This is a genomic window from Brevundimonas sp. EU05-FHT14B11 (assembly GCF_058790835.1).
Window position 1 is genome coordinate 367,446 of the sequence record NZ_JBYTCY010000002.1, and the last position, 21,404, is coordinate 388,849.

Sequence of the window (21,404 nt, forward strand, 5' to 3'; positions counted from 1 at the left end):
TCGGCTTCAGGTGAAGCTTTGATGAAGTTTCAGGCCCCCAGCAGCCGCGCGGCCTGCGGGGCGAAATAGCTCAGCACCCCGGCGGCGCCCGCGCGCTTGAAGGCGTGCAGGCTTTCCAGAATCGCCCGGTCCTCGTCCAGCCAGCCGTTGGCCATGGAGGCGCGCATCATCGAATACTCGCCGGACACCTGGTAGGCGAAGGTCGGCAGGTGGAAGGTCTCGGACACGCGCCGCACGATGTCGAGGTACAGCATGCCCGGCTTGACCATCACCGCGTCGGCGCCCTCGGCGATGTCCATCGCCACCTCGCGCAGGGCCTCCTCGGTGTTGGCGTAGTCCATCTGATAGGTCTTCTTGTCGCCGCGCAGCTGCTTGGCCGAGCCGACGGCGTCGCGGTACGGGCCATAGAAGGCCGAGGCGTATTTGGCCGCATAGCTCAGGATCAGCGTGTCCTGATAACCGTTGGCCTCCAGCGCCTCGCGGATCGCCTGCACCCGGCCGTCCATCATGTCCGAGGGGGCGACGATGTCGGCCCCGGCGTGGGCGTGGATGAAGGCCTGTTCGGCCAGCCGCTCCAGCGACGCGTCGTTGACGATCCGGTCGCCCTCGACCACCCCGTCGTGGCCGTGGTCGGTGTAACAGTCCAGCGCCACGTCGGTCATGACGCCGATCTCGGGCGCGGCGTCCTTGATGGCCTTGATGCAGTCGGGGATCAGCCCGTCCGGATCGGTCGCCCCGGTCCCGACGCCGTCCTTGATCGCCCCGTCGACATTGGGGAACAGCGCCACCAGCGGAATGCCCAGGTCGCGGGCTTCCTTGGCGGCCTCGGCCGCCGCCTTGGGCGACAGGCGCGACACGCCCGGCATCGACGCCACCGGAACCCGGTCCTCCTTGCCGTCATGCACGATCAGCGGCCAGACCAGGTCGGCGGGCGTCAGCGTGGTCTCGGCCACCAGCCGGCGCACCCATGGGCTGGAACGCAGGCGGCGCGGGCGGGCGTAGGGGAAGGCGGCGGGCGGGAAGGGCTGGGTCATGGCGGCTCCATAGACCCCTTCTTCCGGCGGGAGAAGGTGGCGGAGCGCCTCGGTCGCCCGCCGGTCGATAGGAGGCTGGCGGGGTTGCGATGCGAGGGATCAACGCATCCGGAGGAAGGTCGTCAGGTCCATCGTTCCCCGCGGTCGGGGATCGCCGCAAACGATGCGGAGTTGCGCGGCGACCGCCGGGCTCTGCGAAGCCGATGTCGCCAAGGGCGGTCGATAGACCGTCTTCACCGGATCACGGAAGCCGCTGAATTCCTCGCGGATATGCACAGACCGTGACCGGGCTTCACAGTCGTAGGTCGCTGCAAGCAGGGCGTACCGTCGCTGGCGCGTTGGGCGGTCGGCGACCTCATAGAGGACGGTTTGAACCTGCCCCGCGTCGGTCCGGGAGGTGTTCCCAAGATCGATTGCGAACAAGGTTCGCCCCTCCCGGCCGGCGGGCTCCAGATTCTGGGCCGCCGCCGGTCCCGCGATCAGGGCCGATAACAGTGCGGTGTAGAAGACTATGCGACCCATCTCAGAGTTCGTTTGCCGGACAAGGCTTCGCATCTGGGTTGACCCATGCCGGCTCATAGTTCGGATCCTCAACTTTCTCTTTATCAGAAAGGGGGGCTACAGACACGCGATTCTCTCCTTCTTGGCCGGTGCCTCGCGAATACGTGCCGATAACGTAGGCGCTCAGTCTTGCCGGATTGGCATTCGCCTCGCTCACCAGCCGCTCCAGATAACCCATATCGCCTGGAGAGGGTCTGGGGTTGCCTGACATGTGTGTGTGCACAAACCCTACGGGCGTTCCAGCTCCACACCCCGACGGTGGAATATCGACCGTTCCTTGGCCGCCGATTGGGGGGCCGACGAATGGCCCGGCGATGATCGGTCCCAATTCGATTGAACCGCCGCTCATCTCACACAGAAGCGCGCCGTACTCGCGATTGAGGAAGTTCGTTTCGCCAAAACGATCCCGAGCGGCCTCGACAAACTTGGCCACTGCTTCGACTGCTTTCGCATCCTTGTTCCATTCCCGTCGGCTGTCAGGATCCGCGCACTGCAACGTTTCGTCGCTGAGGGGCGCGCCGCCGGTGTTGGGATCCCCTTCGCTCGTCTCCAGCGGCTCTTCAGGCATGATGTTGCCTCTGGTAGGCCAGCTTAGAGCGGCAAATGGAGACTGCGCACGCGCGCGCTGGCCCTTCACAATCCAATCTGGCAGTTCAAATGGATCAGTCATTGCAACCTCAGATTGTGAAGAAGAAACTTTAAGTTGATCGACCCATGTCGAGATGTCAACGCCCGGTGTCAAAGCCTCGCTTCAACGTGAACTCTGCCGTTGGGGCGTTCAAGACGCCAACCCCTCCCATCGGGAGAGGGGAGTGCTAGAAGCCCGCGAAAGACTCGAGGAAACACTGCCCATGGACTTCGCCCTTACCGACGACCAGCGCGCCATCCAGGACGCCGCCCGCGCCTTCGCCGAGGCCGAGCTGGCCCCGCACAGCGCCGAGTGGGACGAGACCAAGACCTTCCCGGTCGACGTCATGCGCCACGCGGCCGAGATGGGCTTCTGCGGCATCTATACGGGCGAGGAGCACGGCGGCATGGCCCTGGGTCGCGTCGAGGCGGCGCTGATCTTCGAGGAGCTGTCGCGCGGCGACGTCTCCACCGCCGCCTTCATCTCGATCCACAACATGGCGACCTGGATGATCGACAGCTTCGGCTCAGCCGATCTGCGCGCCCGCTACGTCCCGTCGCTGGTGACGATGGAGAAGATCGCCAGCTACTGCCTGACCGAGCCGGGCTCCGGCTCCGACGCCGCGGCCATGCGCACCACGGCCGTCCGCGACGGCGACCACTATGTACTGAACGGCTCCAAGGCCTTCATCTCCGGCGCCGGGACCTCGGACGTCTATGTCGTCATGGCCCGCACCGGCGAGCCGGGCGCCAAGGGCATCTCGGCCTTCGTCGTTGACCTGGGCACGCCGGGCCTGTCGTTCGGCGCGCAGGAGAAGAAGATGGGCTGGAACTCCCAGCCCACCGCCATCGTCAGCTTCGACGACTGCCGCATCCCGGCGGCCAACCTGCTGGGCAAGGAAGGCGACGGCTTCCGCTACGCCATGATGGGTCTGGACGGCGGCCGCCTGAACATCGCCGCCTGCTCGCTGGGCGGCGCCCGTCTGGCCCTGGAAACGGCCCAGGACTACGTCTCGACCCGCAAGCAGTTCGGCAAGGCCCTAGCCGAGTTCCAGAACACCCAGTTCAAGCTCGCCGACATGGCCACCCAGCTGGACGCCTGCCGCCTCATGGTGCTGCGGGGCGCCTGGGCCGTCGACACCGGCCACCCCGAGAAGACCAAGTGGTGCGCCATGGCCAAGCGGTTCACCACCGACGCCTGCTTCCAGATCGCCGACGAGGCGCTGCAGCTGCACGGCGGCTACGGCTATCTGAAGGACTATCCGCTGGAGCGCATCGTCCGCGACCTGCGCGTCCACCGCATCCTTGAAGGCACCAACGAGATCATGCGCGTGATCACGGCGCGTGAGATGATGCGGCAGTAGTCCGGTGATGGGCGAGACGACGAGAGTTTACTACCGCCCCCTTATTGTCCTCAGGGACTTTGTCGTCATGGCCGTGATGGTCGTGGGGTTGTGGAACTACGAAACTCTTCCGACGACCTACTATCAGGCCCTGAAAGCGCCGCCGGGCCTGTGGTTCGTCTACGCTCTCTGCGCGCTTGTCGTGGTCGTGATGCTGTGGAGGCTGCCCCGAGTCTGGCTGACGATCCTGCGTAAGCCCGCTGTGGAATTCGACGGAAGGACCCTGACCGTGCGGAACTTCAGCACGCGCCGGTTCGAGGTCTCCACAACGGACATCCGATACTCGATATCCAGGGAGGGAGGCCCGATCATCATTCGGGCAGGCGGCGCCGAGGTGGCTCGCTTTCACCCCTCGCGCATAGACGGCGCTCTCACGCTGACCCGTCTGCTGGACCATCTCGGTCAGACTGCTCCGGAAAGTGCATGATCTCGAGCGAACCGAGTTGACCAAGCGCCTCGACCCGTGCCCAGCTTCGCCGGTTCCAGGAAACCGGGGCGAGGGGGCAGGTCATGTTGAGCGTTCTGTTGCTGGCGTCGCTGATGGGACTGCAGGAGCCGCCGGCCGAGCCTCGGCACTGGAGCGCCGTCACCTTCTCCACCCCGCCTCACGTCTCCTATCCCGACGGGGAGCGGGGCGTGCCCATGGTTCGGCTGAAGTGCGGGGTCGCGGAGGGCGGCCGCCCCGTCGACTGCGAGGTCGAGCGCCGTCTGCCCGAGGGGACGCGGCTGGGCGGCCGCCTGCTGCGCGCGATGGCCGGCGCCCGGCTGGCGGATCCCGGCGTCCGGCCCGGCGACACCTTCAGCCTGGACGTCTGGGTCTGCCCGCCGACCGCCAGGCCGAGCCCGACGCCGTGCCCCCGCCCGGACTGGCCCGCGGACAGCCCGGTGGACGGCGCGGTCACAGCCGACTAAGTCGGCCCGCATGACCACCGAGCCTGAAATCCTCACCCGCGTCGCCTCCGGCGTCGGCGTCATCACCCTGAACCGGCCCAAGGCCCTGCACGCGCTGAATCGCGCCATGTGCGACGCCATGATCGCGGCGCTCTTGGCGTGGCGCGAGGACGAGGCGGTCCAGTCGGTGCTGATCGACCATTCGGGCGAGCGCGGCTTCTGCGCCGGCGGCGACATCCGCATGATCGCCGAAAGCGGGGCAGGGGACGCCTCGGAGGCCAAGGCCTTCTTCAAGGCCGAATACCAGCTGAACCATCTGCTGTTCGACTATCCCAAGCCGGTGACGGCCATCGTGGACGGCATCGTCATGGGCGGCGGCGTCGGGATCTCCGAGCCGGCCACGGTCCGCATCGCCACCGAGCGCACCACCTACGCCATGCCCGAGACCGGCATCGGCCTGTTCCCCGACGTGGGCGGCGGCTGGTTCCTGCCGCGCCTGCCGGGTCAGACGGGCGTCTGGCTGGCGCTGACCGGCGCGCGGCTGAAAGCGGCGGACACCGTCTTCCTGGGCATTCACACCCACTATCTGCCGACCGACGCCCTGGAGGCCTTCCGCGCCATCCTGTCCGTCGATCCGGCCTATCCCATCGATGTCGCCGACGGGCTGGAGGACGACGCGGGCGAGGCGCCCATCGAGGCCCATCTGGAGGCCATCGACCGCCTGTTCGCCTTCGACACGGTCGAGCAGATCTTCGCCGCGCTCGAGGCCGACGGCTCGGACTGGGCCCTGGCCCAGCTGGCCATCCTGAAGACCAAGTCGCCCCAGTCGCTCAAGGTCTCGCTGCGCCAGCTGCGCGCCGGTGCGGCGCTGGAGACCTTCGCCGAGAACATGGCCATGGAATACGCCCTGGGCGGCCGCGTGGTTCGCACCCACGATTTCCAGGAAGGCGTCCGCGCCGTCATCGTCGACAAGGACAACGCCCCGAAATGGTCGCCCGCCGACCTGTCGGGCGTCACCGACGCCGCCCTGGACGCCCTGTTCGCGCCGTTGCCTGCGGGTGAAGAGTGGACGCCGCTGCCCTGAGTAGATGAGCCCTTGCATCGGGCCGGGTGAAGCGTAGCTTCCGCTGCGCAAAACAGGGGTCCCCATGCTGAGAACCGTCGTCCTCGCCACCGTCTGCGCCATGGCCCTGTCGGGCTGCGTCATCATCGCCAACGAGAGCAGCGATGAGACGGTGGTGCACGCCACCCCGGCCGCTTCGTCCGTGTCGCCGGAGGCGCGCTACGCCGACGCCCTGTCCGATACCCGCCGCCTGCCCGAGGAGGTCGCCCGCGACCCGCTGCGCAAGCCGGCCGACATGCTGGCCCTGATGAACCTGCGGCCGGGCCACGTCATCGCCGACATCCGTCCGGAGGAGGGCTATTTCACCCGCCTGTTCGCGCCCGTCGTCGGCGCCGGCGGCCACGTCTACGCCTTCGTGCCCAATCAGACGGCGACCCGCGAGAACGCCTTCGCCGACACCCTGGCCTCGACCTACACCAACACCAGCCGCGTCACCGGCGCGCTCGAGACCATGACCTTCGACCAGCCGCTGGACGTCGTCTTCATGGGCGAGGAGTACCACGACTTCACCATCCCCCGCTTCGGCGTGGACGTGGCGGCGATGAACCGCCGGGTGTTCGAGGTGCTGAAGCCGGGCGGCCTCTACGTCATCCTCGACCACCAGGCCGCCAACGGCGCCGGCATTTCGGTCTCGGGCAGCCTGCACCGCATCGAGGCCGCCGAACTGCGTCGTCAGGTCGAGGCCGCCGGCTTCGTCTTCGACGGCGAAAGCAGCGCCGTCCGCGTCCCCGGCGACGACCATACGCTGACCGTCTTCGATCCCACGATCCGCGGCCGCACCGACCGCTTCGTCTACCGTTTCAGAAAGCCCGGCTGAGACCGGGTCTCACAGGAGGATAGTCCATGCGTCGCTCCCTGATCCCGGCGCTCGCCGCCGCCCTGCTGCTGACCGGCGCCGTCGCGGCCCAGGCCGGCTCCGCGCCGGTCGTCGCGGCCGTCCAGTCGCCCGACTACGCCGCTGTCCTCGCTTCGCCGGTCCGCACGGATGAGGATCGCGCCCGCGACACGGCCCGCCACACCGCCGAGACCCTGGCCTTCACCGGCGTCCGGCCGGGCTGGAAGGTCGCCGACATGATCATCGGCGGCGGCTATTTCACCCGCGTCTTCTCCGCCGCCGTGGGACCGTCGGGCCACGTCACGGCCTGGCAGCCGGACGAGTTCATCGGCTTCCAGGCCTCCTATGGCGAGGCCGTCACCGCCGCCGACGCCCTGCCGAACGTGGATGGCGTCCACTCGGCCATCGGCGCGCCGGTCTTCCCGTCGGGGCTGGACCTGATCTTCACGGCCCAGAACTATCACGATCTGCACCTGCGCCCGTTCGCGACGGACACGGCGGCCAAGGTCAATGCGGCGGCCTTCGCGGCGCTCAAGCCGGGCGGCGTCTACGTCATCATCGACCACGACGCGGTCGCCGGCTCGGACCTGACCGTGCCCCACACCCTGCACCGCATCGACCGCGCGACCCTGATCGCCGAGGTCGAGGCCGCGGGCTTCGTGCTGGACGGGTCCAGCGACATCCTGGCCAATCCCGCCGACCCCCGCACGGCCAACGTCTTCGACCCGGCGATCCGCGGCCACACCAGCCAGTTCCTGCTGCGGTTCAAGAAGCCGGGGTGAGCACACCACACTCGTGACTGGCCTTCTCCCTCCGCCCCGGCTAACCCGTCGGCAAAATCAAAGGGAGACGCGCCATGACCACCACCATCGCCTTCATCGGCCTGGGCAACATGGGCGGCGGCATGGCCGCCAACCAGGCCAAGGCGGGGCACAAGGTGCTGGCCTTCGACCTGTCGCAGGCCGCGCTGGACCGCGCCGCCGCCGCCGGCTGCACCCCGGCCGCCAGCGTCACCGAGGCGGTGAAGGCCGCCGACATCGTCATCACCATGCTGCCCGCCGGTCCGCATGTGCTGAAGGTCTATTCCGAGCAGATCATCGGCGCCGCGCCGTCCTCGGCCCTGCTGCTGGACTGCTCGACCATCGACGTGGACACCGCCCGCAAGGTCGCCGGCCTGGCCAGGGAGGCGGGCTACGCCTTCGCCGACGCCCCGGTCTCGGGCGGCGTCATGGCGGCCGACGCCGGCACCCTGGCCTTCATGGTCGGCTGCGATGAGCCCGACTTCGCCCGCATCGAGGCGGCGCTGGAGCCGATGAGCCGCGCCACGTTCCGCGCTGGCGACCACGGGGCGGGGCAGGCGGCCAAGATCTGCAACAACATGATCCTCGGCATCACCATGCTGGGCACCTGCGAAGCCATCGGCCTGGCCGAGAAGCTGGGTCTGGACCCGGTCAAGATGTTCGACATCGTCGCCAAGTCCTCGGGCCAGAGCTGGTCGACCACCACCTACTATCCGTGGCCCGGCCCGGTCCCGACCGCCCCGTCCAACCGCAACTACGAGGGCGGGTTCGCCGCCGCCATGATGCTCAAGGACCTCAAGCTGGCCCAGGACGCGGCGGCCAAGTCCGGCGCCTCCACCCCGCTCGGCGCCCAGACCGAGGCCCTGTTCCAGATGTTCAACGGCCTCGGTTACGGCGACAAGGACTTCTCCGCCATCCTGCAGCTGCTGCGCGGCAAGCTGGACGAACTGCCCCGGACCTGATCCGGGGCTTGATCCACCTCAATGCGGCGCACGGTCCTTCCGCCGATGCTCGTTCATGCGCACGAACGAAACTGAGAACCGTTATCAATTAGCGAGTTGCGACGATTTAGCCGCCTCCGCTGATAGACTTTCACCCGCACGGGGCGCACATACGCGCCGAACCGACAAGACCATGCGAGTGACAGGGTTGTTCGACTACAAGGCCGCATTCCAGACCGCTGTTGAGCAGGTGAAGAGCGAGGGGCGCTACCGCGTCTTCGCCGATCTGAAGCGCGTGCGCGGTCAGTTCCCGCTGGCCAAGCGCCGCCGCGCCGACGGCTCCGAACAGGACGTCGTGGTCTGGTGCTCGAACGACTACCTCGGCATGGGCCAGCATCCGGTGGTGCTGGAGGCCATGCAGGCCGAGATCGACCAGGTCGGCGCCGGCGCCGGCGGCACCCGCAACATTTCCGGCACGACTCGTTCGGCGGTCGACCTCGAGGCCGAGCTGGCCTCGTGGCACCAGAAGGAAGCGGCGCTTCTCTTCACCTCGGGCTACGTCGCCAACGAGGCGACCCTGACCACGCTGCAGCGCATCCTGCCGGGCCTGATCACCTTCTCCGACTCGCTGAACCACGCCTCGATGATCGCGGGCATCCGCAACGGCGGCGGCGAGCGGCACATCTTCGCCCACAACGACCTGACCCATCTGGAGGCCCTGCTGGCCGCGGCCCCGGCCGACGCGCCCAAGCTGATCGCCTTCGAGAGCGTCTATTCGATGGACGGCGACATCGCCGACCTGGCCGGCACCATCGCGCTGGCGAAAAAGTACAACGCCCTGACCTACCTCGACGAAGTCCATGCGGTCGGCCTGTACGGCGCGACCGGCGCGGGCGTGGCCGAGCGCGACGGCGTGCTGGACGGCATCGACATCGTCGAATGCACCCTGGGCAAGGCCATCGGCGTCATGGGCGGCTACATCGCCGCCGACGCCGTGATCGTGGACGCGGTCCGCAGCTGGGCCTCGGGCTTCATCTTCACCACCAGCCTGCCGCCCGCCCTGACCGCCGGCGCGCTCGCCTCGGTCCGTCACCTGAAGGCCCACCCGGAACTGCGCCACGCCCATCAGGAGCGCGCCGCGACGCTCAAGGCCCGCCTCGCCGCGGCCGGCATTCCGGTCATGGAGTCGGAAAGCCACATCGTCCCGGTCTTCGTGGGCGATCCGGTGCACACCAAGATGATCTCGGACATGCTGCTCGAGCAGCACGGGGTCTACGTCCAGCCGATCAACTATCCGACCGTCCCCAAGGGCACCGAGCGCCTGCGCTTCACCCCGTCGCCGAACCACACCGACGCGATGATGGACGATCTGGTCAAGGCGATGGACGCCCTGTGGACCCACTGCAACGTGGCGCGCCTGCCCGCGGTGGCCTGACCTTTCTGACCCGGGGAGGGAGGTGACATGACTTCCGACGATCCCGGCGAAGTCATCTTCGAGCTGACCCGCAACGGCGCCTATCTGAAATGCTCGGCGATCCACGTCGCCACCGGCCGCGAGGTCTCGGCCATGGGCCCGGTGCACGAGCCGGAGGGGCTGAAGCGCGTCGCGCTGGCCAAGCTGAAGCGGGCGCTGGCCCAGGGCTGATCCCGTTCGCCACCGGATCGATCCCTCCTGACAGACTGCTGCCATTTCCTGACAGTCGGGTGGGCTACAACAGCGTTGAAACCGAGGAGGAGCTTGCCATGACCCTGACCGCATCCTGCCACTGCGGCGCTATCAAGATCGAGGTTCCGGGCCTCCCGGCCGAGGCCAAGGAGTGCAACTGCACCTACTGCCACCGCACGGGCGCGGTCTGGGGCTACTACGCGCCCGAGGACCTGCGGATCACGACCGCTGGCGAGCCGGCTCGCGACTACGCGCCCAGCGGCATGAACCACCATCATTTCTGCGGCCAGTGCGGCGGCAACACCCACGGCTTCAGCCCGGACTGGGCGTCCCTGTACAACAACGACGGCACGCTGAAGCCCGGGATGAAGGAGGGGATTCCCGAACGTCAGAACGCGGCGATCAACCTGCGCATGATCGACGATCTGGACCTGTCCACGCTGGCGATCATCAAGGTCGACGGCCGCAACAGCTGGTAGGCGTTCGCGGCCCCCGTTCCGAAGCGGGACACTAGATGTTGTGGTCGGCGGCGCCGGGGCCTAGATAGGTCGGCATCCAGACCACCACTCTAGTATTCGGGGACGCGAGTGACCGCCTTCACCCACGCTGACTATTTCTCGAAGTCCCTCGCGGACGCCGATCCGGAGATCTTCAAGGGGATTCGGGGCGAGCTGGGCCGTCAGCAGGAGCAGATCGAGCTCATCGCGTCCGAGAACATCGTCTCCCAGGCGGTGCTGGAGGCGCAGGGCTCGGTCCTGACCAACAAATACGCCGAGGGTTATCCCGGCCGCCGCTACTATGGCGGCTGCGAGTTCGTCGACGTCACCGAGAACCTGGCCCGCGAGCGCGCCAAGGCGCTGTTCGGCGCCGCCTTCGCCAACGTCCAGCCGCACTCGGGCGCCCAGGCCAACCAGGCGGTCTTCTTCACCCTGCTGCAGCCCGGCGACACCTTCCTGGGCATGGACCTGGCCTGCGGCGGCCACCTGACCCACGGTTCGCCCGCCAACCAGTCGGGCAAGTGGTTCCGCCCGGTGACCTACAAGGTCAATGAGGACGATCACCTGATCGACTACGACCACGTCGCCGAGATGGCCCAGAAGGAGAAGCCCAGGCTGATCCTCGCCGGCGCCAGCGCCTATTCGCGCCACATCGACTTCAAGCGCTTCCGCGAGATCGCGGACTCGGTCGGCGCCTATCTGATGGTCGACATGGCCCACTACGCCGGCCTGATCGCCGGCGGCGTCTATCCGGACCCGATCCCGCACGCCCACGTGGTCACCACCACCACGCACAAGACCCTGCGCGGTCCGCGCGGCGGCATGATCCTGTCCAACGACATCGAGCTGGGCAAGAAGATCAACTCGGCGGTCTTCCCCGGCTTGCAGGGCGGCCCGCTTGAGCACGTCATCGCCGCCAAGGCCGTGGCCTTCGGCGAGGCGCTGAAGCCCGAGTTCAAGCTCTACGCCCAGCAGGTCGTGAAGAACGCCCAGGCCCTGTCGGCCGTGCTGATCGACCGCGGCCTGGCCATCGTCTCGGGCGGCACCGACAGCCACTTGGCGCTGGTCGACCTGCGGCCCAAGGGCGTCACCGGCAAGGCCACCGAGCACCAGCTCGAGATGGCGCTGATGACCTGCAACAAGAACGGCGTGCCGTTCGACACCGCGCCCTTCACCGTCACCTCGGGCGTCCGCCTGGGCACTCCGGCGGGCACCACGCGCGGCTTCGGCGAGGCCGAGTTCCAGCAGATCGGCCACTGGATCGCCGACGTCGTCTCCTCGATGAACGGCGGGGACGAAGCCGATCCGGCCGTGGTCGCGGCCGTCGCCGCCCAGGTGCGCGACCTCACGCACCGCTTCCCGATCTACGGATAAGCGCGCGATGAAGTGCCCCTTCTGCGGAAACCCGGACACCCAGGTGAAGGACAGCCGCCCGTCGGATGACGGCGCGGCCATCCGCCGCCGGCGGTCCTGCCCGCAGTGCAACGGGCGCTTCACCACCTTCGAACGGGTCCAGCTGCGCGAGCTGATGATCCTCAAGCGCAACGGCCGCCGCACGCCCTTCGACCGCGACAAGCTGGAACGCTCGCTGGGCATCGCCCTGCGCAAGCGCCCGGTTCAGCCCGAGCAGATCGAACAGCTGGTCAGCCGCATCACCCGCCAGCTGGAAAGCCTGGGCGAGACCGAGATCCCGTCCTCGACCGTCGGCGACTTCATCATGAAGGCGCTCAAGGGCGTCGATGAGGTCGCCTACGTCCGCTACGCCTCGGTCTACAAGGACTTCCGCCACACCGGCGATTTCGCCCGCTTCCTCGGCGACGAGGGTCTGGACGACGAGTCCGGGTCGCGCTGATGCGCCCCGCGTCCACGACGATGAGGGTCACCCTGAAGCTGGCGACCTCCCTCGACGGTCGCATCGCCACCGCCTCCGGTGAATCCAAATGGATCACCGGCGAAGCGGCGCGGCTGCAGGGACACCGCCTGCGCGCCGCCCATGACGCCATCCTCGTCGGCGTCGGGACCGTCCTGGCCGACGACCCCGAGCTGACCGCCCGCCTGCCGGGCCGCCCGGTGGACCAGCCCCTGCGCGTGGTCCTCGACAGCCGCCTGCGCACGCCCCCGACCGCCAGGGTGGCGGAAGGAGTCGGTACCCTGATCCTGACGGCGTCCGAACCGGCGCCCATCGGCTCCGCCACGGTCGAACAGGTCGAGACCCTGGACGGCCGTCCGGCTCCCGCCGCTGTCCTCGCCGCCCTCCGCCGCAAGGGCGTGGGCTCGGTCCTGATCGAGGGCGGCGGGCAGGTCGCCGCGTCCTTCCTGCGCGCCGGACTGGTCGACCGCATCGAGTGGTTCCGCGCGCCCGTCCTGCTGGGCGGCGACGGACGGCCCTGCGTCGCCGCCCTGGCGCTTGCAAACCTGGCCGACGCCCCCAAGTTCCGGCGTCTGTCCGCCGAACCCGTCGGCGACGACCTGTGGGAACGCTATGACGCCCTCCGCTGAGTTCGCGCCGGTCCATCCGGACGCTTCGGACGCATCGGACGGTGTTTTTCCGGGTCCGATCCGCACTGTTCGCACCCTGTTTTTTCCGTCCAAGGCCGCCTGAATGTTCACCGGAATCGTCACCGACATCGGCCGCGTCCGTAAGGTCGAGCAAACCGCGCGCGACCGCCGCTACGAGATCGAGACCGTCTGGGACACCGCCGGCATCGACCTGGGCGCCTCGATCAGCCACGCGGGCTGCTGCCTGACGGTCACCGAGAAAGGCCCCGGCTGGTTCGCGGTCGAGGTCTCGGGCGAGACCCTGTCCAAGACCAACCTGGGCGACTGGACCGAGGGCCATCGGGTCAATCTGGAACGCGCGGCCCGGCTGGGCGACGAGATGGGCGGCCACGTCGTCTCGGGCCACGTCGACGGGCTGGGCAAGGTCGTCTCGATCACGCCGGATGGCGGCTCGCACCGCATCGAGATCGAGGCCCCGGCGCCGCTGCACCGCTTCATCGCCTCCAAGGGCTCGATCACCGTCGACGGCGTCTCTCTGACCGTGAACGCGGTCGAGGGGCGCGTTTTCGTACTTAATCTTATACCCCACACCTGGGACGTGACGACGCTCGGCCAACTGAAAATCGGCGACGACGTGAATCTCGAGATCGACATGCTGGCGCGATACCTCGCGCGGTGGCAGGAGACGGCGTAATGCAACTGGCCGCGAACATGAACGACAGCCCCATCAGCCCCATCGAGGACATCCTCGAGGACGCCCGCAACGGGCGACCCTACATCCTCGTCGACGCCGAGGATCGCGAGAACGAGGGCGACATCATCATCCCGGCCCAGTTCGCCACGCCGGACCAGATCAACTTCATGATCAAACAGGCCCGCGGCCTGGTCTGTCTGGCCATGACCGCCGACCGCGCCCGCCAGCTGCGCCTGCCGCCGATGGCCGCCGACAATCGCGAAAGCATGACCACCGCCTTCACCGTCTCGATCGAGGCCAAGGACGGGGTCACCACGGGCATTTCCGCCGCCGACCGCTCGCGCACCATCCATGTCGCGACCGACCCGTCCAAGGGCGTGGACGACATCGTCTCGCCGGGCCACATCTTCCCGCTGGTCGCCCGCGACGGCGGCGTCCTGGTCCGCGCCGGCCACACCGAGGCGGCCGTGGACATCAGCCGCATGGCCGGCCTGAACCCCTCGGGCGTCATCTGCGAGATCATCAAGGACGACGGCGAGATGGCCCGCATGCCGGACCTGATCGCCTTCGCCCAGCTGCACGGCCTCAAGATCGGCACCATCGCCGACCTCATCGCCTACCGCCGCCGCACCGAGCGCTTCGTCGAGCGGATCATGGACACGCCGTTCGAGAGCGTCCACGGCGGCCCGTTCCGGCTGATGCTGTACAAGAACACCATCGAGGGCAACGAGCACGTCGCCCTGGTCCACGGTCGGATCGAGCCGGGCAAGCCGACCCTCGTGCGCATGCACCAGGTCGACTTCGCCGCCGACCTGCTGGGCCATGTCGAGGCCCGCCAGTGCTACATCCCGCAGGCGCTGAAGGCGATCAGCGACCATGACGGCGCCGGCGTCACCGTCTTCCTGCGCGACCCCGACCTGCACGGCCTGGCCGAACGCCTGGCCGGCGTCGAGAGGCCCAAGGCGGTCGATCGCTCGCTGCGCAACTACGGCGTCGGCGCCCAGATCCTGCTGGATCTCGGCGTGCGCGACATGATCGTGATGAGCTCGACGCGCCCCAATCCCACCGCGCTGGAAGGCTACGGCCTGCGTATCGTCGGCTGGCGCGACATGGACGGAGAAGACCAATCGTAAGCGATCCCATCCGCGTCCTCATCGTCGAGGCGCGCTTCTATGACGACCTGGCCGACGCCCTGCTGGAAGGGGCGAAGGACGCCCTGCGCGAACAGGGGGTCCAGTTCGACGTGATCTCCGTTCCGGGCGCGCTGGAAGTGCCGACCGCGATCGCCCTGGCCGTCGAGGCCGGGCGCTATCCGACCGCGCCGCGCTATGACGGCTTCGTCGCCCTGGGGACGGTGATCCGCGGCGAGACCTATCATTTCGAGATCGTCTCGGATCAGTCGGCCGCCGGCATCACCCAGCTGGGCCTGAACGGCGTGGTGGTCGGCAACGGCATCCTGACGACCGAGGACGAGGACCAGGCCTGGGCCCGCGCCCGTCGCAGCGAGGGCGACAAGGGCGGCGGCGCCGCGCGCGCCGCGCTCGACCTCATTGCCTTGCGCAAGCGGCTGCGCGTAGGACTGGGCGCGTGACCGAACCCAACAGCCTCAAGTCCGTCCTCGAGCAACTCGCCGAGGCCGAGAAGTCCCGCGCCGAACCGGCCCTGACCTCGCGTCAGCGCCGGGCCCGCACCGTCGCCCGCCTCGCCGCCGTCCAGGCGCTTTACCAGATGGAGCTGGCCGGGGAGGGGGTGGACACCGTCATCACCGAGTTCTCGAACCACCGCTTCGACGCCGACATCGAGGGCGAACCCCTCGCCGAGGCCGATGAGGCCTATTTCGCCGCCATCGTGCGCGGCGTGGTCGGCCACCAGCGCGCCATCGACGATTCGGTGAAGGCCCGCCTGGCGTCCAACTGGCGTCTGGAGCGGCTGGACTCGACCCTGCGCGCCCTGCTGCGCGCCGGCGGCTGGGAGCTGCGCGAAAGCCGCGACGTGCCCAAGGAGATCGTCATCGACGAATACGTCGAGCTGGCCAAGGCCTTCTTCGACGACTCCGAGGCCAAGTTCGTCAACGCGGCGCTCGACGGCGTCGCCCGGGACGTGCGCGGCTGATCCCATGCCGGCAATCGACGTCGCCGGTGAGTTCGAGACGATCCGGCGGCTGTTCGCCCCGCTGGCCCATCCCGAATGGGGCAGGGGCCTGCTGGACGACGTCGCCGTGGTTCCGTCCCGGCCCGGCTTCGACTTGGTCCTGACCAAGGACACTATCGTCGAGGGCGTCCACTTCCTGCCGACCGATCCGCTCGATACGGTGGCCCAGAAGCTGCTGCGGGTGAACCTGTCCGACCTCGCCGCCAAGGGCGCCGAGCCCTTCGGCTACCTGCTATCCTGCGGCTGGTCCGAGCGCTGCGGCTGGCCCGAGCGGCAGGCCTTCGCCAAGGGACTGGCCGACGATCAGAAGGCCTTCGGCGTCGCCCTGCTGGGCGGCGACACGGTGGTCACGCCCGGTCCCGCGACGTTCTCGGCCACCCTGATGGGCTGGTCGCCCAAGGGGAAGACGGTCAGCCGCGCCGGCGCCCGTCCCGGGGACCTGGTCTTCGTCACCGGCTTCATCGGCGACGGCTGGCTGGGCCTGCAAGCCGCGCGGGAGAAGCTGGGACTCGCGCCCGAGCGCCTCGCCGCCCTCGTCGAGCACTATCGCCGCCCGATCCCCCGCCTGATCTTCGCCGACGCCATCCGCGACATGGCCACGGCCTCCGTGGACGTCTCCGACGGCCTGATCGCCGACCTGGGCCACATCGCCGGGGCTAGCCGCGTCGGCCTGGACATCGATCTGGAGGTCACGCCCCTGTCCCCGGCCGGGCAGGCCTGGTTCGCCGGGCGGGTGGACGAGCAGGCGGCGCTGGAGACCCTGGCCACCGGCGGTGACGACTATGAGATCGCCTTCACCGCCGCCGCCAGGGACGAGCCCGCCCTGCGCCGCGAGGCCGAGCGCCGCCACATCTGGCTGACCCGCCTGGGCCGGGTCGTCGAGGGCAAGGGCGTCACCGCCCGCTTCGCCGGCCAGCCGGTCCAGATTGCGGCGTCGGGTTTCACCCACGGCTGACAACGAAATCTCAAGGCGTCTGGGGCAGGGTGTCCCCATGCGCCGTCGTGACCTCCTCTCTGCCGCCGCCGTCCTGCCCGCCGCGGCTGTCGCCTCGACGGCCGCCGCCGGCGACGCCCCCCGCTCGTCCGGCGGGGCGACGGTCAACATCTCAGGCGTCGGACTGCCGGTCATCGCCGAGGGCCGGCTGCGCAACTACGTCTTCGTCTCCATGCGCCTGCACCTGGGCGGTTCGGCCACCGTGGAATCGATGCGCGGCAAGGAGGCCTACCTCCGCGACGCCCTGGTCCGCGCCGGGCACCGCACGCCCTTCATCGTGCCCAACGACTGGACCCGCATCGACACTGACCTGATGTCGGCCAGCCTGATGCGCGCCGCCGCCGCCATCGTCGGACGCGGCTCGATCGCGCGCGTCGAGATCATCAGCCAGGCCCCGCGCTGGCGGACCGGCCTGCGGGCCGGCTGAACACCGTTCACCATCCCCTGTTGCGTCACTCCGACGCATTTGGCACGCTTCCCCCGTTATCCCGAGTGGTCGCCCCTGACGCGACCGTTGCGCACGGGGGGACCGGAAGGCGGAGAGAGGCGAAAACGCCCGCCGCGCCAAGGGTCCGGGCGCCCTACACACAGGGTTTGGAAACGCCATGTCTAACTATCTGTGGCTTGTCATAGCCGCGGGCGGTCTCGGAATTCTCTACGGAGCGATCCAGACGGCCGCCTTGATGAAAGCTCCCACCGGCAACGACCGCATGCGCGAGATCGCGGCCGCCATCCAGGAGGGGGCCTCCGCCTATCTGCGCCGCCAGTACATGACCATCGGCGCCGTCGGCGTCGTCATCCTGATCGCCGCCTACCTGCTGATCGGCCAATGGGCCGCCCTCGGCTTCCTGATCGGCGCCGTGCTCTCGGGCGCGGCCGGGTTCGCCGGCATGCTGATCTCGGTCCGGGCCAACGTCCGCACCGCCCAGGCGGCCTCCGAGAGCCTGTCCAAGGGGCTGGACCTCGCCTTCCGCTCGGGAGCCATCACCGGCATGTTCGTGGCCGGCGGCGCCCTGCTGGGCGTGGCGGGCTACTACGCCTTCCTGACCGCGGGCCTCGGGCTCGAGAACACCAGCCGCGAGGTCATCGACGGCCTGGTCGCGCTGGGCTTCGGCGCCTCGCTGATCTCCATCTTCGCGCGACTGGGCGGCGGCATCTTCACCAAGGGCGCCGACGTCGGCGGCGACATGGTGGGCAAGGTCGAGGCCGGCATCCCCGAGGATGACCCCCGCAACGCCGCCACCATCGCCGACAACGTGGGCGACAACGTCGGCGACTGCGCCGGCATGGCCGCCGACCTGTTCGAGACCTACGCCGTCTCGACCGTGGCGACGATGGTGCTGGCCGCCATCTTCTTCCGCGGCACGGAGTATGTCGGCGCGATGATGCTGCTGCCGCTGGCCATCTGCGCCATCTGCATCGTCACCTCGATCATCGGCAGCTTCTTCGTCCGCCTGGGCAAGAGCCAGAACATCATGGGCGCCCTCTATCAGGGCCTCATCGTCACCGGCGTCCTGTCGATCGGCGCGGTCTGGTGGATCATCGACCAGGTGGCTCCGGCCACGGTCAGCACCTCGGGCGGGCTGGTCATCACCTCGATGCAGCTGTTCTGGTCCGGCGTGGTCGGCCTGGTCGTCACCGCCGCCATCGTGGTCATCACCGAATACTACACCGGCTCCAACTTCCGTCCGGTCCGTTCGGTGGCCAACGCCTCCGTCTCGGGCCACGGCACCAATGTGATCCAGGGCCTGGCCGTTTCGCTGGAGGCCACCGCGCTTCCGGCCCTGGCCATCATCGTCGGCATCGTCGTCAGCTTCCAGCTGGCGGGCCTGTTCGGCATCGCCATCGCCACCACGACCATGCTGGGCGTGGCGGGGATGATCGTCGCGCTGGACGCCTTCGGTCCGGTCACCGACAACGCCGGCGGCATCGCCGAGATGGCGGGCCTTCCGCCGGAAGTGCGCCACTCGACCGACGCTCTGGACGCGGTGGGCAACACCACCAAGGCCGTGACCAAGGGCTACGCCATCGGTTCGGCCGGCCTGGGCGCCCTGGTGCTGTTCGCCGCCTATACCGAGGACCTCAAATACTTCGCCGAGACCGCCCTGCCGGGCAGCTTCTTCGAAGGCCTCGGGACGGTCGCCTTCGACCTGACCAACCCCTACGTCGTGGTCGGCCTGCTGTTCGGGGGGCTGCTGCCCTTCCTGTTCGGCGGCATGTCGATGACCGCCGTGGGCCGGGCGGCCGAATCGGTCGTCGCCGAGGTGCGCCGTCAGTTCCGCGAGAACCCGGGCATCATGACCGGCGAGGTGAAGCCCGAATACGGCAAGGCGGTCGACATCCTGACCTCGGCGGCGATCAAGGAGATGATCGTGCCGTCGCTGCTGCCGGTGCTGTCGCCGATCGTGCTGTTCGTCGTCGTGCTGTTCATCCAGCCGGAGAAGGCCAACGCCTTCGCCGCCCTGGGCGCCATGCTGATGGGCGTCATCGTGACCGGCCTGTTCGTGGCCATCTCGATGACCTCGGGCGGCGGCGCCTGGGACAACGCCAAGAAGGTCATCGAAGAGGGCTTCACCGACAAGAACGGCGTGGTCCACGGCAAGGGGTCGGAGGCTCACAAGGCCGCCGTCACCGGCGACACGGTGGGCGATCCCTACAAGGACACCTCCGGTCCGGCGGTGAACCCGATGATCAAGATCACCAACATCGTCGCCCTGCTTCTGCTGGCGGTGCTGGCGAGCGGGAAGATCGGCTAACGGTGGGGGTGGCGTCGGTTACGGCGTCACCCCTTTTGCCGCCGGTGGCCGGCAAGTGGTGAGTGGTTGGTGATTAGTGGCTCGATGCCGCCGGCAGGAGGCCCTCTGACGAAGAACCTTCTCCGGCCCAGCCACTAATCACTAACCACTAACTTGGCGCCACAACGAGAAACGCCCCGGAGAGCCATCTCCGGGGCGTTTCGGTGAGCAGAGAGCGCTGTAGACGCCGAACCCTAGTCCGGGCGGCGCTGGCCGGGGGCGTCTTCCTCGGTGCGGGGCAGCTGGCCGCGGGCGACGTTGCCCAGCAGCTGCTCCAGGATGGTCAGCTGACGGCCGCGGGTCGGGGTCTCGCGACCGTTCATCGAGATGCGCTCGCCGTCGTCGAGGCCCAGGGTGCGCACGCCCGCGACCTGGCCGCCGGCGTTGAAGGTGATCTCGGTCACGCTGCGCTGGGTCACCTGCGGGCGGTTGTAGGTGTATTTCTCGGTCGTCTGGCTGACGTAGTACCAGATCGTGTCGCTCTCGAAGGCCGAGGTCGTCGACGGCGAGCCCAGCTTGGTCAGCACCGTCTGGCGCGTGTCCGTGCCGGCGACGATGTCGGTGGGCTTGGCGTCGATGGCCTGGAAGCCGTTCTGGCCCACGACGGGGGCGCAGGCCGTGGTCAGCGCGGCGAGCGACAGGGCCGCGATCAGGAGTTTCGTACGGAGCATTTGCGGCGCCTGCGACAGAACAAGGTCTTTGACCTAACCGGACCCGAGCCTTAGTTCAACGGCGCGGCGGAAAAGGGGCCGTGAAACATGCTGCAGAATCTCTTCCGAACCCTCCGCCGCGAACGCTTCGGCGACGGGCTTTATGAAATCGCCGTCCGTCAGGCCCGCGACCCGCGCTTCTACACCGCGCTGGGCGTCGCGGACCGCATCGACGCGCGGTTCGAGCTGTACACCCTGCACGTCCTGCTGCTGACCATGCGGCTGAAGGACGAGGGGACCGAGCGCGGCGGCGACGCCGGCCAGCAGCTGTTCGACACCTATGTGTCGGCGCTGGACCACACCCTGCGGGAGCTGGGCGTCGGCGACATTTCGGTCGGCAAGAAAATGCGCAAGCTGGGCGAGTCGCTCTACGGGCGCATGACCACCTATGAGCAGCCGCTGCGGGACGGGGACGCCGATACGCTGGCGGCCGGCCTGGCGCGCAACGTGCTGGAAAGCGAGACGCCTGCTGACGGGGCGGCCCTGGCGGCCTATGCCCTGTCCAGCCGCGCCCGGCTGGCGGCCCAGCCGTTCGACGACGTTCTGAAAGCCCCCGCGTGGGCGGAGGTGAAGGCATGAGCACTCCCCAGCTGCCCTACAGCGAGCCTGTCCGCCTGCACCAGATCGGGTCCGGCGTGAAACGCACCCTGACGCCCGACGCCGCCGCCCGCGCCCGAATCGCCCGGGCGCTGGACCTGGCGTCGCTGGACGCGGTCGAGGCCGAGGTGAACCTGGTCCCCACCGCCGCGGGCTGGACCCTGTCCGGCCGCGTCCGGGCCGAGCTGGCCCAGACCTGCGGAATCACCCTGGAGCCGCTGCCGCTGACGATCGACGAGGCCTTCTCGGTCCAGCTGGCCGAGCCGGTGGACGAGGAATCCGACGAGATCATCATCACGCTGGAGGACGAATCGCCCGACGTGGTCGAGGACGGCCAGATCGATCTGGGCCAGTACGTCGTGGAACAGCTGGCCCTGCATCTGGACCCGTTCCCCCGCAAGCCGGGCGCGGAGTTCGTCCAGCCGCCGGAACCCACCGAAATCTCGCCTTTCGCGGTCCTGAAGCAACTTCGGCCCTCCGACGAAGGTTGACGCCGGGTCCACCTGGTTGCATCCCCCTTGTGCGGCGTTATCGTCGCCGCCTGACCAGCGCCGCTAACGTCGGCGCGACGGAGTCGAAACGGCTT

The 21,404-nt window shown here is 68.6% G+C and carries 26 protein-coding genes; 22 read left to right on the forward strand and 4 right to left on the reverse strand.

The annotated features are described in order from the left end of the window. Positions 1 to 29: 29 nt before the first annotated feature. The 3 genes from hemB to AC3WRV_RS09220 form a co-directional block, all read right to left on the reverse strand. On the reverse strand, positions 30 to 1,034 hold the full coding sequence (gene hemB, locus AC3WRV_RS09210; protein ID WP_291836010.1) for a porphobilinogen synthase: 1,005 nt from the start codon (positions 1,032 to 1,034) through the stop codon (positions 30 to 32). Positions 1,035 to 1,133: 99 nt separating this feature from the next. Then, positions 1,134 to 1,556 (reverse strand): hypothetical protein, encoded by a 423-nt coding sequence (locus AC3WRV_RS09215; protein WP_492313014.1) that lies wholly within the window; start codon positions 1,554 to 1,556, stop codon positions 1,134 to 1,136. 1 nt (position 1,557) lies between these two features. After that, positions 1,558 to 2,337, reverse strand: coding sequence for a hypothetical protein (locus tag AC3WRV_RS09220; RefSeq protein WP_492313015.1), 780 nt, complete (start codon positions 2,335 to 2,337; stop codon positions 1,558 to 1,560). 109 nt (positions 2,338 to 2,446) lie between these two features. On the opposite strand from AC3WRV_RS09220, the gene AC3WRV_RS09225 reads away from it, so the two are divergent. The 20 genes from AC3WRV_RS09225 to AC3WRV_RS09320 all read left to right on the forward strand — a co-directional run bounded on the left by AC3WRV_RS09225 (position 2,447) and on the right by AC3WRV_RS09320 (position 19,472). Next, positions 2,447 to 3,586 (forward strand): isobutyryl-CoA dehydrogenase, encoded by a 1,140-nt coding sequence (locus tag AC3WRV_RS09225; RefSeq protein ID WP_492313016.1) that lies wholly within the window; start codon positions 2,447 to 2,449, stop codon positions 3,584 to 3,586. A gap of 7 nt (positions 3,587 to 3,593) precedes the next feature. Beyond that, entirely contained in the window at positions 3,594 to 4,052 is a 459-nt protein-coding gene (locus tag AC3WRV_RS09230; RefSeq protein ID WP_492313017.1) for a hypothetical protein, read from the forward strand. Between the two features lie 83 nt (positions 4,053 to 4,135). Next, positions 4,136 to 4,537: a hypothetical protein gene (locus AC3WRV_RS09235; protein WP_492313018.1), complete on the forward strand. Its 402-nt coding sequence runs from the start codon at positions 4,136 to 4,138 to the stop codon at positions 4,535 to 4,537. Between the two features lie 10 nt (positions 4,538 to 4,547). After that, a complete protein-coding gene (locus AC3WRV_RS09240) occupies positions 4,548 to 5,600 on the forward strand; it encodes an enoyl-CoA hydratase/isomerase family protein (protein WP_492313019.1) in 1,053 nt (350 codons plus the stop codon). A gap of 64 nt (positions 5,601 to 5,664) precedes the next feature. Further along, positions 5,665 to 6,456 carry a class I SAM-dependent methyltransferase gene (locus tag AC3WRV_RS09245; RefSeq protein WP_492313020.1) on the forward strand — a complete coding sequence of 264 codons (792 nt, stop codon included), beginning with the start codon at positions 5,665 to 5,667 and terminating at the stop codon, positions 6,454 to 6,456. Between the two features lie 26 nt (positions 6,457 to 6,482). Further along, a complete protein-coding gene (locus AC3WRV_RS09250; protein ID WP_492313021.1) occupies positions 6,483 to 7,256 on the forward strand; it encodes a class I SAM-dependent methyltransferase in 774 nt (257 codons plus the stop codon). A 56-nt stretch (positions 7,257 to 7,312) separates the two neighbouring features. Further along, positions 7,313 to 8,236, forward strand: coding sequence for a 3-hydroxyisobutyrate dehydrogenase (mmsB, locus tag AC3WRV_RS09255; RefSeq protein ID WP_492313596.1), 924 nt, complete (start codon positions 7,313 to 7,315; stop codon positions 8,234 to 8,236). A gap of 172 nt (positions 8,237 to 8,408) precedes the next feature. After that, positions 8,409 to 9,650, forward strand: coding sequence for a 5-aminolevulinate synthase (gene hemA / locus AC3WRV_RS09260; RefSeq protein WP_492313022.1), 1,242 nt, complete (start codon positions 8,409 to 8,411; stop codon positions 9,648 to 9,650). 27 nt (positions 9,651 to 9,677) lie between these two features. After that, entirely contained in the window at positions 9,678 to 9,860 is a 183-nt protein-coding gene (locus tag AC3WRV_RS09265; RefSeq protein ID WP_291835669.1) for a DUF6898 family protein, read from the forward strand. Positions 9,861 to 9,958: 98 nt separating this feature from the next. Further along, positions 9,959 to 10,360: a GFA family protein gene (locus tag AC3WRV_RS09270; RefSeq protein ID WP_492313023.1), complete on the forward strand. Its 402-nt coding sequence runs from the start codon at positions 9,959 to 9,961 to the stop codon at positions 10,358 to 10,360. A 108-nt stretch (positions 10,361 to 10,468) separates the two neighbouring features. Further along, positions 10,469 to 11,752 carry a serine hydroxymethyltransferase gene (gene glyA / locus AC3WRV_RS09275; protein ID WP_492313024.1) on the forward strand — a complete coding sequence of 428 codons (1,284 nt, stop codon included), beginning with the start codon at positions 10,469 to 10,471 and terminating at the stop codon, positions 11,750 to 11,752. Between the two features lie 7 nt (positions 11,753 to 11,759). Continuing rightward, positions 11,760 to 12,230 (forward strand): transcriptional regulator NrdR, encoded by a 471-nt coding sequence (gene nrdR / locus AC3WRV_RS09280; protein WP_291835677.1) that lies wholly within the window; start codon positions 11,760 to 11,762, stop codon positions 12,228 to 12,230. Then, complete coding sequence (locus tag AC3WRV_RS09285) at positions 12,230 to 12,877, forward strand: RibD family protein (protein WP_492313025.1); 648 nt, start codon at positions 12,230 to 12,232, stop codon at positions 12,875 to 12,877. The genes nrdR and AC3WRV_RS09285 overlap by 1 nt, the downstream gene beginning before the upstream one ends. A 103-nt stretch (positions 12,878 to 12,980) precedes the next feature. Continuing rightward, positions 12,981 to 13,571 (forward strand): riboflavin synthase, encoded by a 591-nt coding sequence (locus tag AC3WRV_RS09290; protein WP_291835684.1) that lies wholly within the window; start codon positions 12,981 to 12,983, stop codon positions 13,569 to 13,571. Beyond that, positions 13,571 to 14,704: a 3,4-dihydroxy-2-butanone-4-phosphate synthase gene (gene ribB, locus AC3WRV_RS09295; protein WP_291835686.1), complete on the forward strand. Its 1,134-nt coding sequence runs from the start codon at positions 13,571 to 13,573 to the stop codon at positions 14,702 to 14,704. The genes AC3WRV_RS09290 and ribB overlap by 1 nt, the downstream gene beginning before the upstream one ends. After that, positions 14,698 to 15,162 (forward strand): 6,7-dimethyl-8-ribityllumazine synthase, encoded by a 465-nt coding sequence (ribH, locus tag AC3WRV_RS09300; RefSeq protein ID WP_291835706.1) that lies wholly within the window; start codon positions 14,698 to 14,700, stop codon positions 15,160 to 15,162. Before ribB ends, ribH begins: the two co-directional genes overlap by 7 nt. Next, on the forward strand, positions 15,159 to 15,683 hold the full coding sequence (gene nusB / locus AC3WRV_RS09305) for a transcription antitermination factor NusB (RefSeq protein WP_492313026.1): 525 nt from the start codon (positions 15,159 to 15,161) through the stop codon (positions 15,681 to 15,683). The genes ribH and nusB overlap by 4 nt, the downstream gene beginning before the upstream one ends. Positions 15,684 to 15,687: 4 nt before the next feature. After that, positions 15,688 to 16,677, forward strand: coding sequence for a thiamine-phosphate kinase (gene thiL / locus AC3WRV_RS09310; RefSeq protein WP_492313027.1), 990 nt, complete (start codon positions 15,688 to 15,690; stop codon positions 16,675 to 16,677). Between the two features lie 37 nt (positions 16,678 to 16,714). Then, on the forward strand, positions 16,715 to 17,143 hold the full coding sequence (locus AC3WRV_RS09315; RefSeq protein WP_492313028.1) for a hypothetical protein: 429 nt from the start codon (positions 16,715 to 16,717) through the stop codon (positions 17,141 to 17,143). Between the two features lie 178 nt (positions 17,144 to 17,321). Beyond that, a complete protein-coding gene (locus tag AC3WRV_RS09320; protein ID WP_492313029.1) occupies positions 17,322 to 19,472 on the forward strand; it encodes a sodium-translocating pyrophosphatase in 2,151 nt (716 codons plus the stop codon). 233 nt (positions 19,473 to 19,705) lie between these two features. Here the strand turns inward: AC3WRV_RS09320 and bamE are convergent, their stop codons facing one another. Then, on the reverse strand, positions 19,706 to 20,182 hold the full coding sequence (gene bamE / locus AC3WRV_RS09325; RefSeq protein WP_291837731.1) for an outer membrane protein assembly factor BamE domain-containing protein: 477 nt from the start codon (positions 20,180 to 20,182) through the stop codon (positions 19,706 to 19,708). 87 nt (positions 20,183 to 20,269) lie between these two features. Between bamE and AC3WRV_RS09330 the strand changes: the two genes are divergently transcribed. Next, positions 20,270 to 20,800, forward strand: a complete 531-nt coding sequence (locus AC3WRV_RS09330) for a ubiquinol-cytochrome C chaperone family protein (RefSeq protein WP_492313030.1) — start codon at positions 20,270 to 20,272, stop codon at positions 20,798 to 20,800. Next, positions 20,797 to 21,309, forward strand: a complete 513-nt coding sequence (locus AC3WRV_RS09335; RefSeq protein ID WP_291837737.1) for a YceD family protein — start codon at positions 20,797 to 20,799, stop codon at positions 21,307 to 21,309. Before AC3WRV_RS09330 ends, AC3WRV_RS09335 begins: the two co-directional genes overlap by 4 nt. Positions 21,310 to 21,404: the final 95 nt, after the last annotated feature.

Bases quoted from the DNA above. Each gene is read 5' to 3' on its own strand.
- hemB (WP_291836010.1), bottom strand. From the start codon at position 1,034: ATGACCCAGCCCTTCCCGCCCGCCGCCTTCCCCTACGCCCGCCCGCGC.
- AC3WRV_RS09215 (WP_492313014.1), bottom strand. From the start codon at position 1,556: ATGGGTCGCATAGTCTTCTACACCGCACTGTTATCGGCCCTGATCGCG.
- AC3WRV_RS09225 (WP_492313016.1), top strand. From the start codon at position 2,447: ATGGACTTCGCCCTTACCGACGACCAGCGCGCCATCCAGGACGCCGCC.
- AC3WRV_RS09230 (WP_492313017.1), top strand. From the start codon at position 3,594: ATGGGCGAGACGACGAGAGTTTACTACCGCCCCCTTATTGTCCTCAGG.
- AC3WRV_RS09235 (WP_492313018.1), top strand. From the start codon at position 4,136: ATGTTGAGCGTTCTGTTGCTGGCGTCGCTGATGGGACTGCAGGAGCCG.
- AC3WRV_RS09240 (WP_492313019.1), top strand. From the start codon at position 4,548: ATGACCACCGAGCCTGAAATCCTCACCCGCGTCGCCTCCGGCGTCGGC.
- AC3WRV_RS09245 (WP_492313020.1), top strand. From the start codon at position 5,665: ATGCTGAGAACCGTCGTCCTCGCCACCGTCTGCGCCATGGCCCTGTCG.
- AC3WRV_RS09250 (WP_492313021.1), top strand. From the start codon at position 6,483: ATGCGTCGCTCCCTGATCCCGGCGCTCGCCGCCGCCCTGCTGCTGACC.
- hemA (WP_492313022.1), top strand. From the start codon at position 8,409: ATGCGAGTGACAGGGTTGTTCGACTACAAGGCCGCATTCCAGACCGCT.
- AC3WRV_RS09265 (WP_291835669.1), top strand. From the start codon at position 9,678: ATGACTTCCGACGATCCCGGCGAAGTCATCTTCGAGCTGACCCGCAAC.
- AC3WRV_RS09270 (WP_492313023.1), top strand. From the start codon at position 9,959: ATGACCCTGACCGCATCCTGCCACTGCGGCGCTATCAAGATCGAGGTT.
- nrdR (WP_291835677.1), top strand. From the start codon at position 11,760: ATGAAGTGCCCCTTCTGCGGAAACCCGGACACCCAGGTGAAGGACAGC.
- AC3WRV_RS09285 (WP_492313025.1), top strand. From the start codon at position 12,230: ATGCGCCCCGCGTCCACGACGATGAGGGTCACCCTGAAGCTGGCGACC.
- AC3WRV_RS09290 (WP_291835684.1), top strand. From the start codon at position 12,981: ATGTTCACCGGAATCGTCACCGACATCGGCCGCGTCCGTAAGGTCGAG.
- ribB (WP_291835686.1), top strand. From the start codon at position 13,571: ATGCAACTGGCCGCGAACATGAACGACAGCCCCATCAGCCCCATCGAG.
- thiL (WP_492313027.1), top strand. From the start codon at position 15,688: ATGCCGGCAATCGACGTCGCCGGTGAGTTCGAGACGATCCGGCGGCTG.
- AC3WRV_RS09315 (WP_492313028.1), top strand. From the start codon at position 16,715: ATGCGCCGTCGTGACCTCCTCTCTGCCGCCGCCGTCCTGCCCGCCGCG.
- AC3WRV_RS09320 (WP_492313029.1), top strand. From the start codon at position 17,322: ATGTCTAACTATCTGTGGCTTGTCATAGCCGCGGGCGGTCTCGGAATT.
- bamE (WP_291837731.1), bottom strand. From the start codon at position 20,182: ATGCTCCGTACGAAACTCCTGATCGCGGCCCTGTCGCTCGCCGCGCTG.
- AC3WRV_RS09330 (WP_492313030.1), top strand. From the start codon at position 20,270: ATGCTGCAGAATCTCTTCCGAACCCTCCGCCGCGAACGCTTCGGCGAC.
- AC3WRV_RS09335 (WP_291837737.1), top strand. From the start codon at position 20,797: ATGAGCACTCCCCAGCTGCCCTACAGCGAGCCTGTCCGCCTGCACCAG.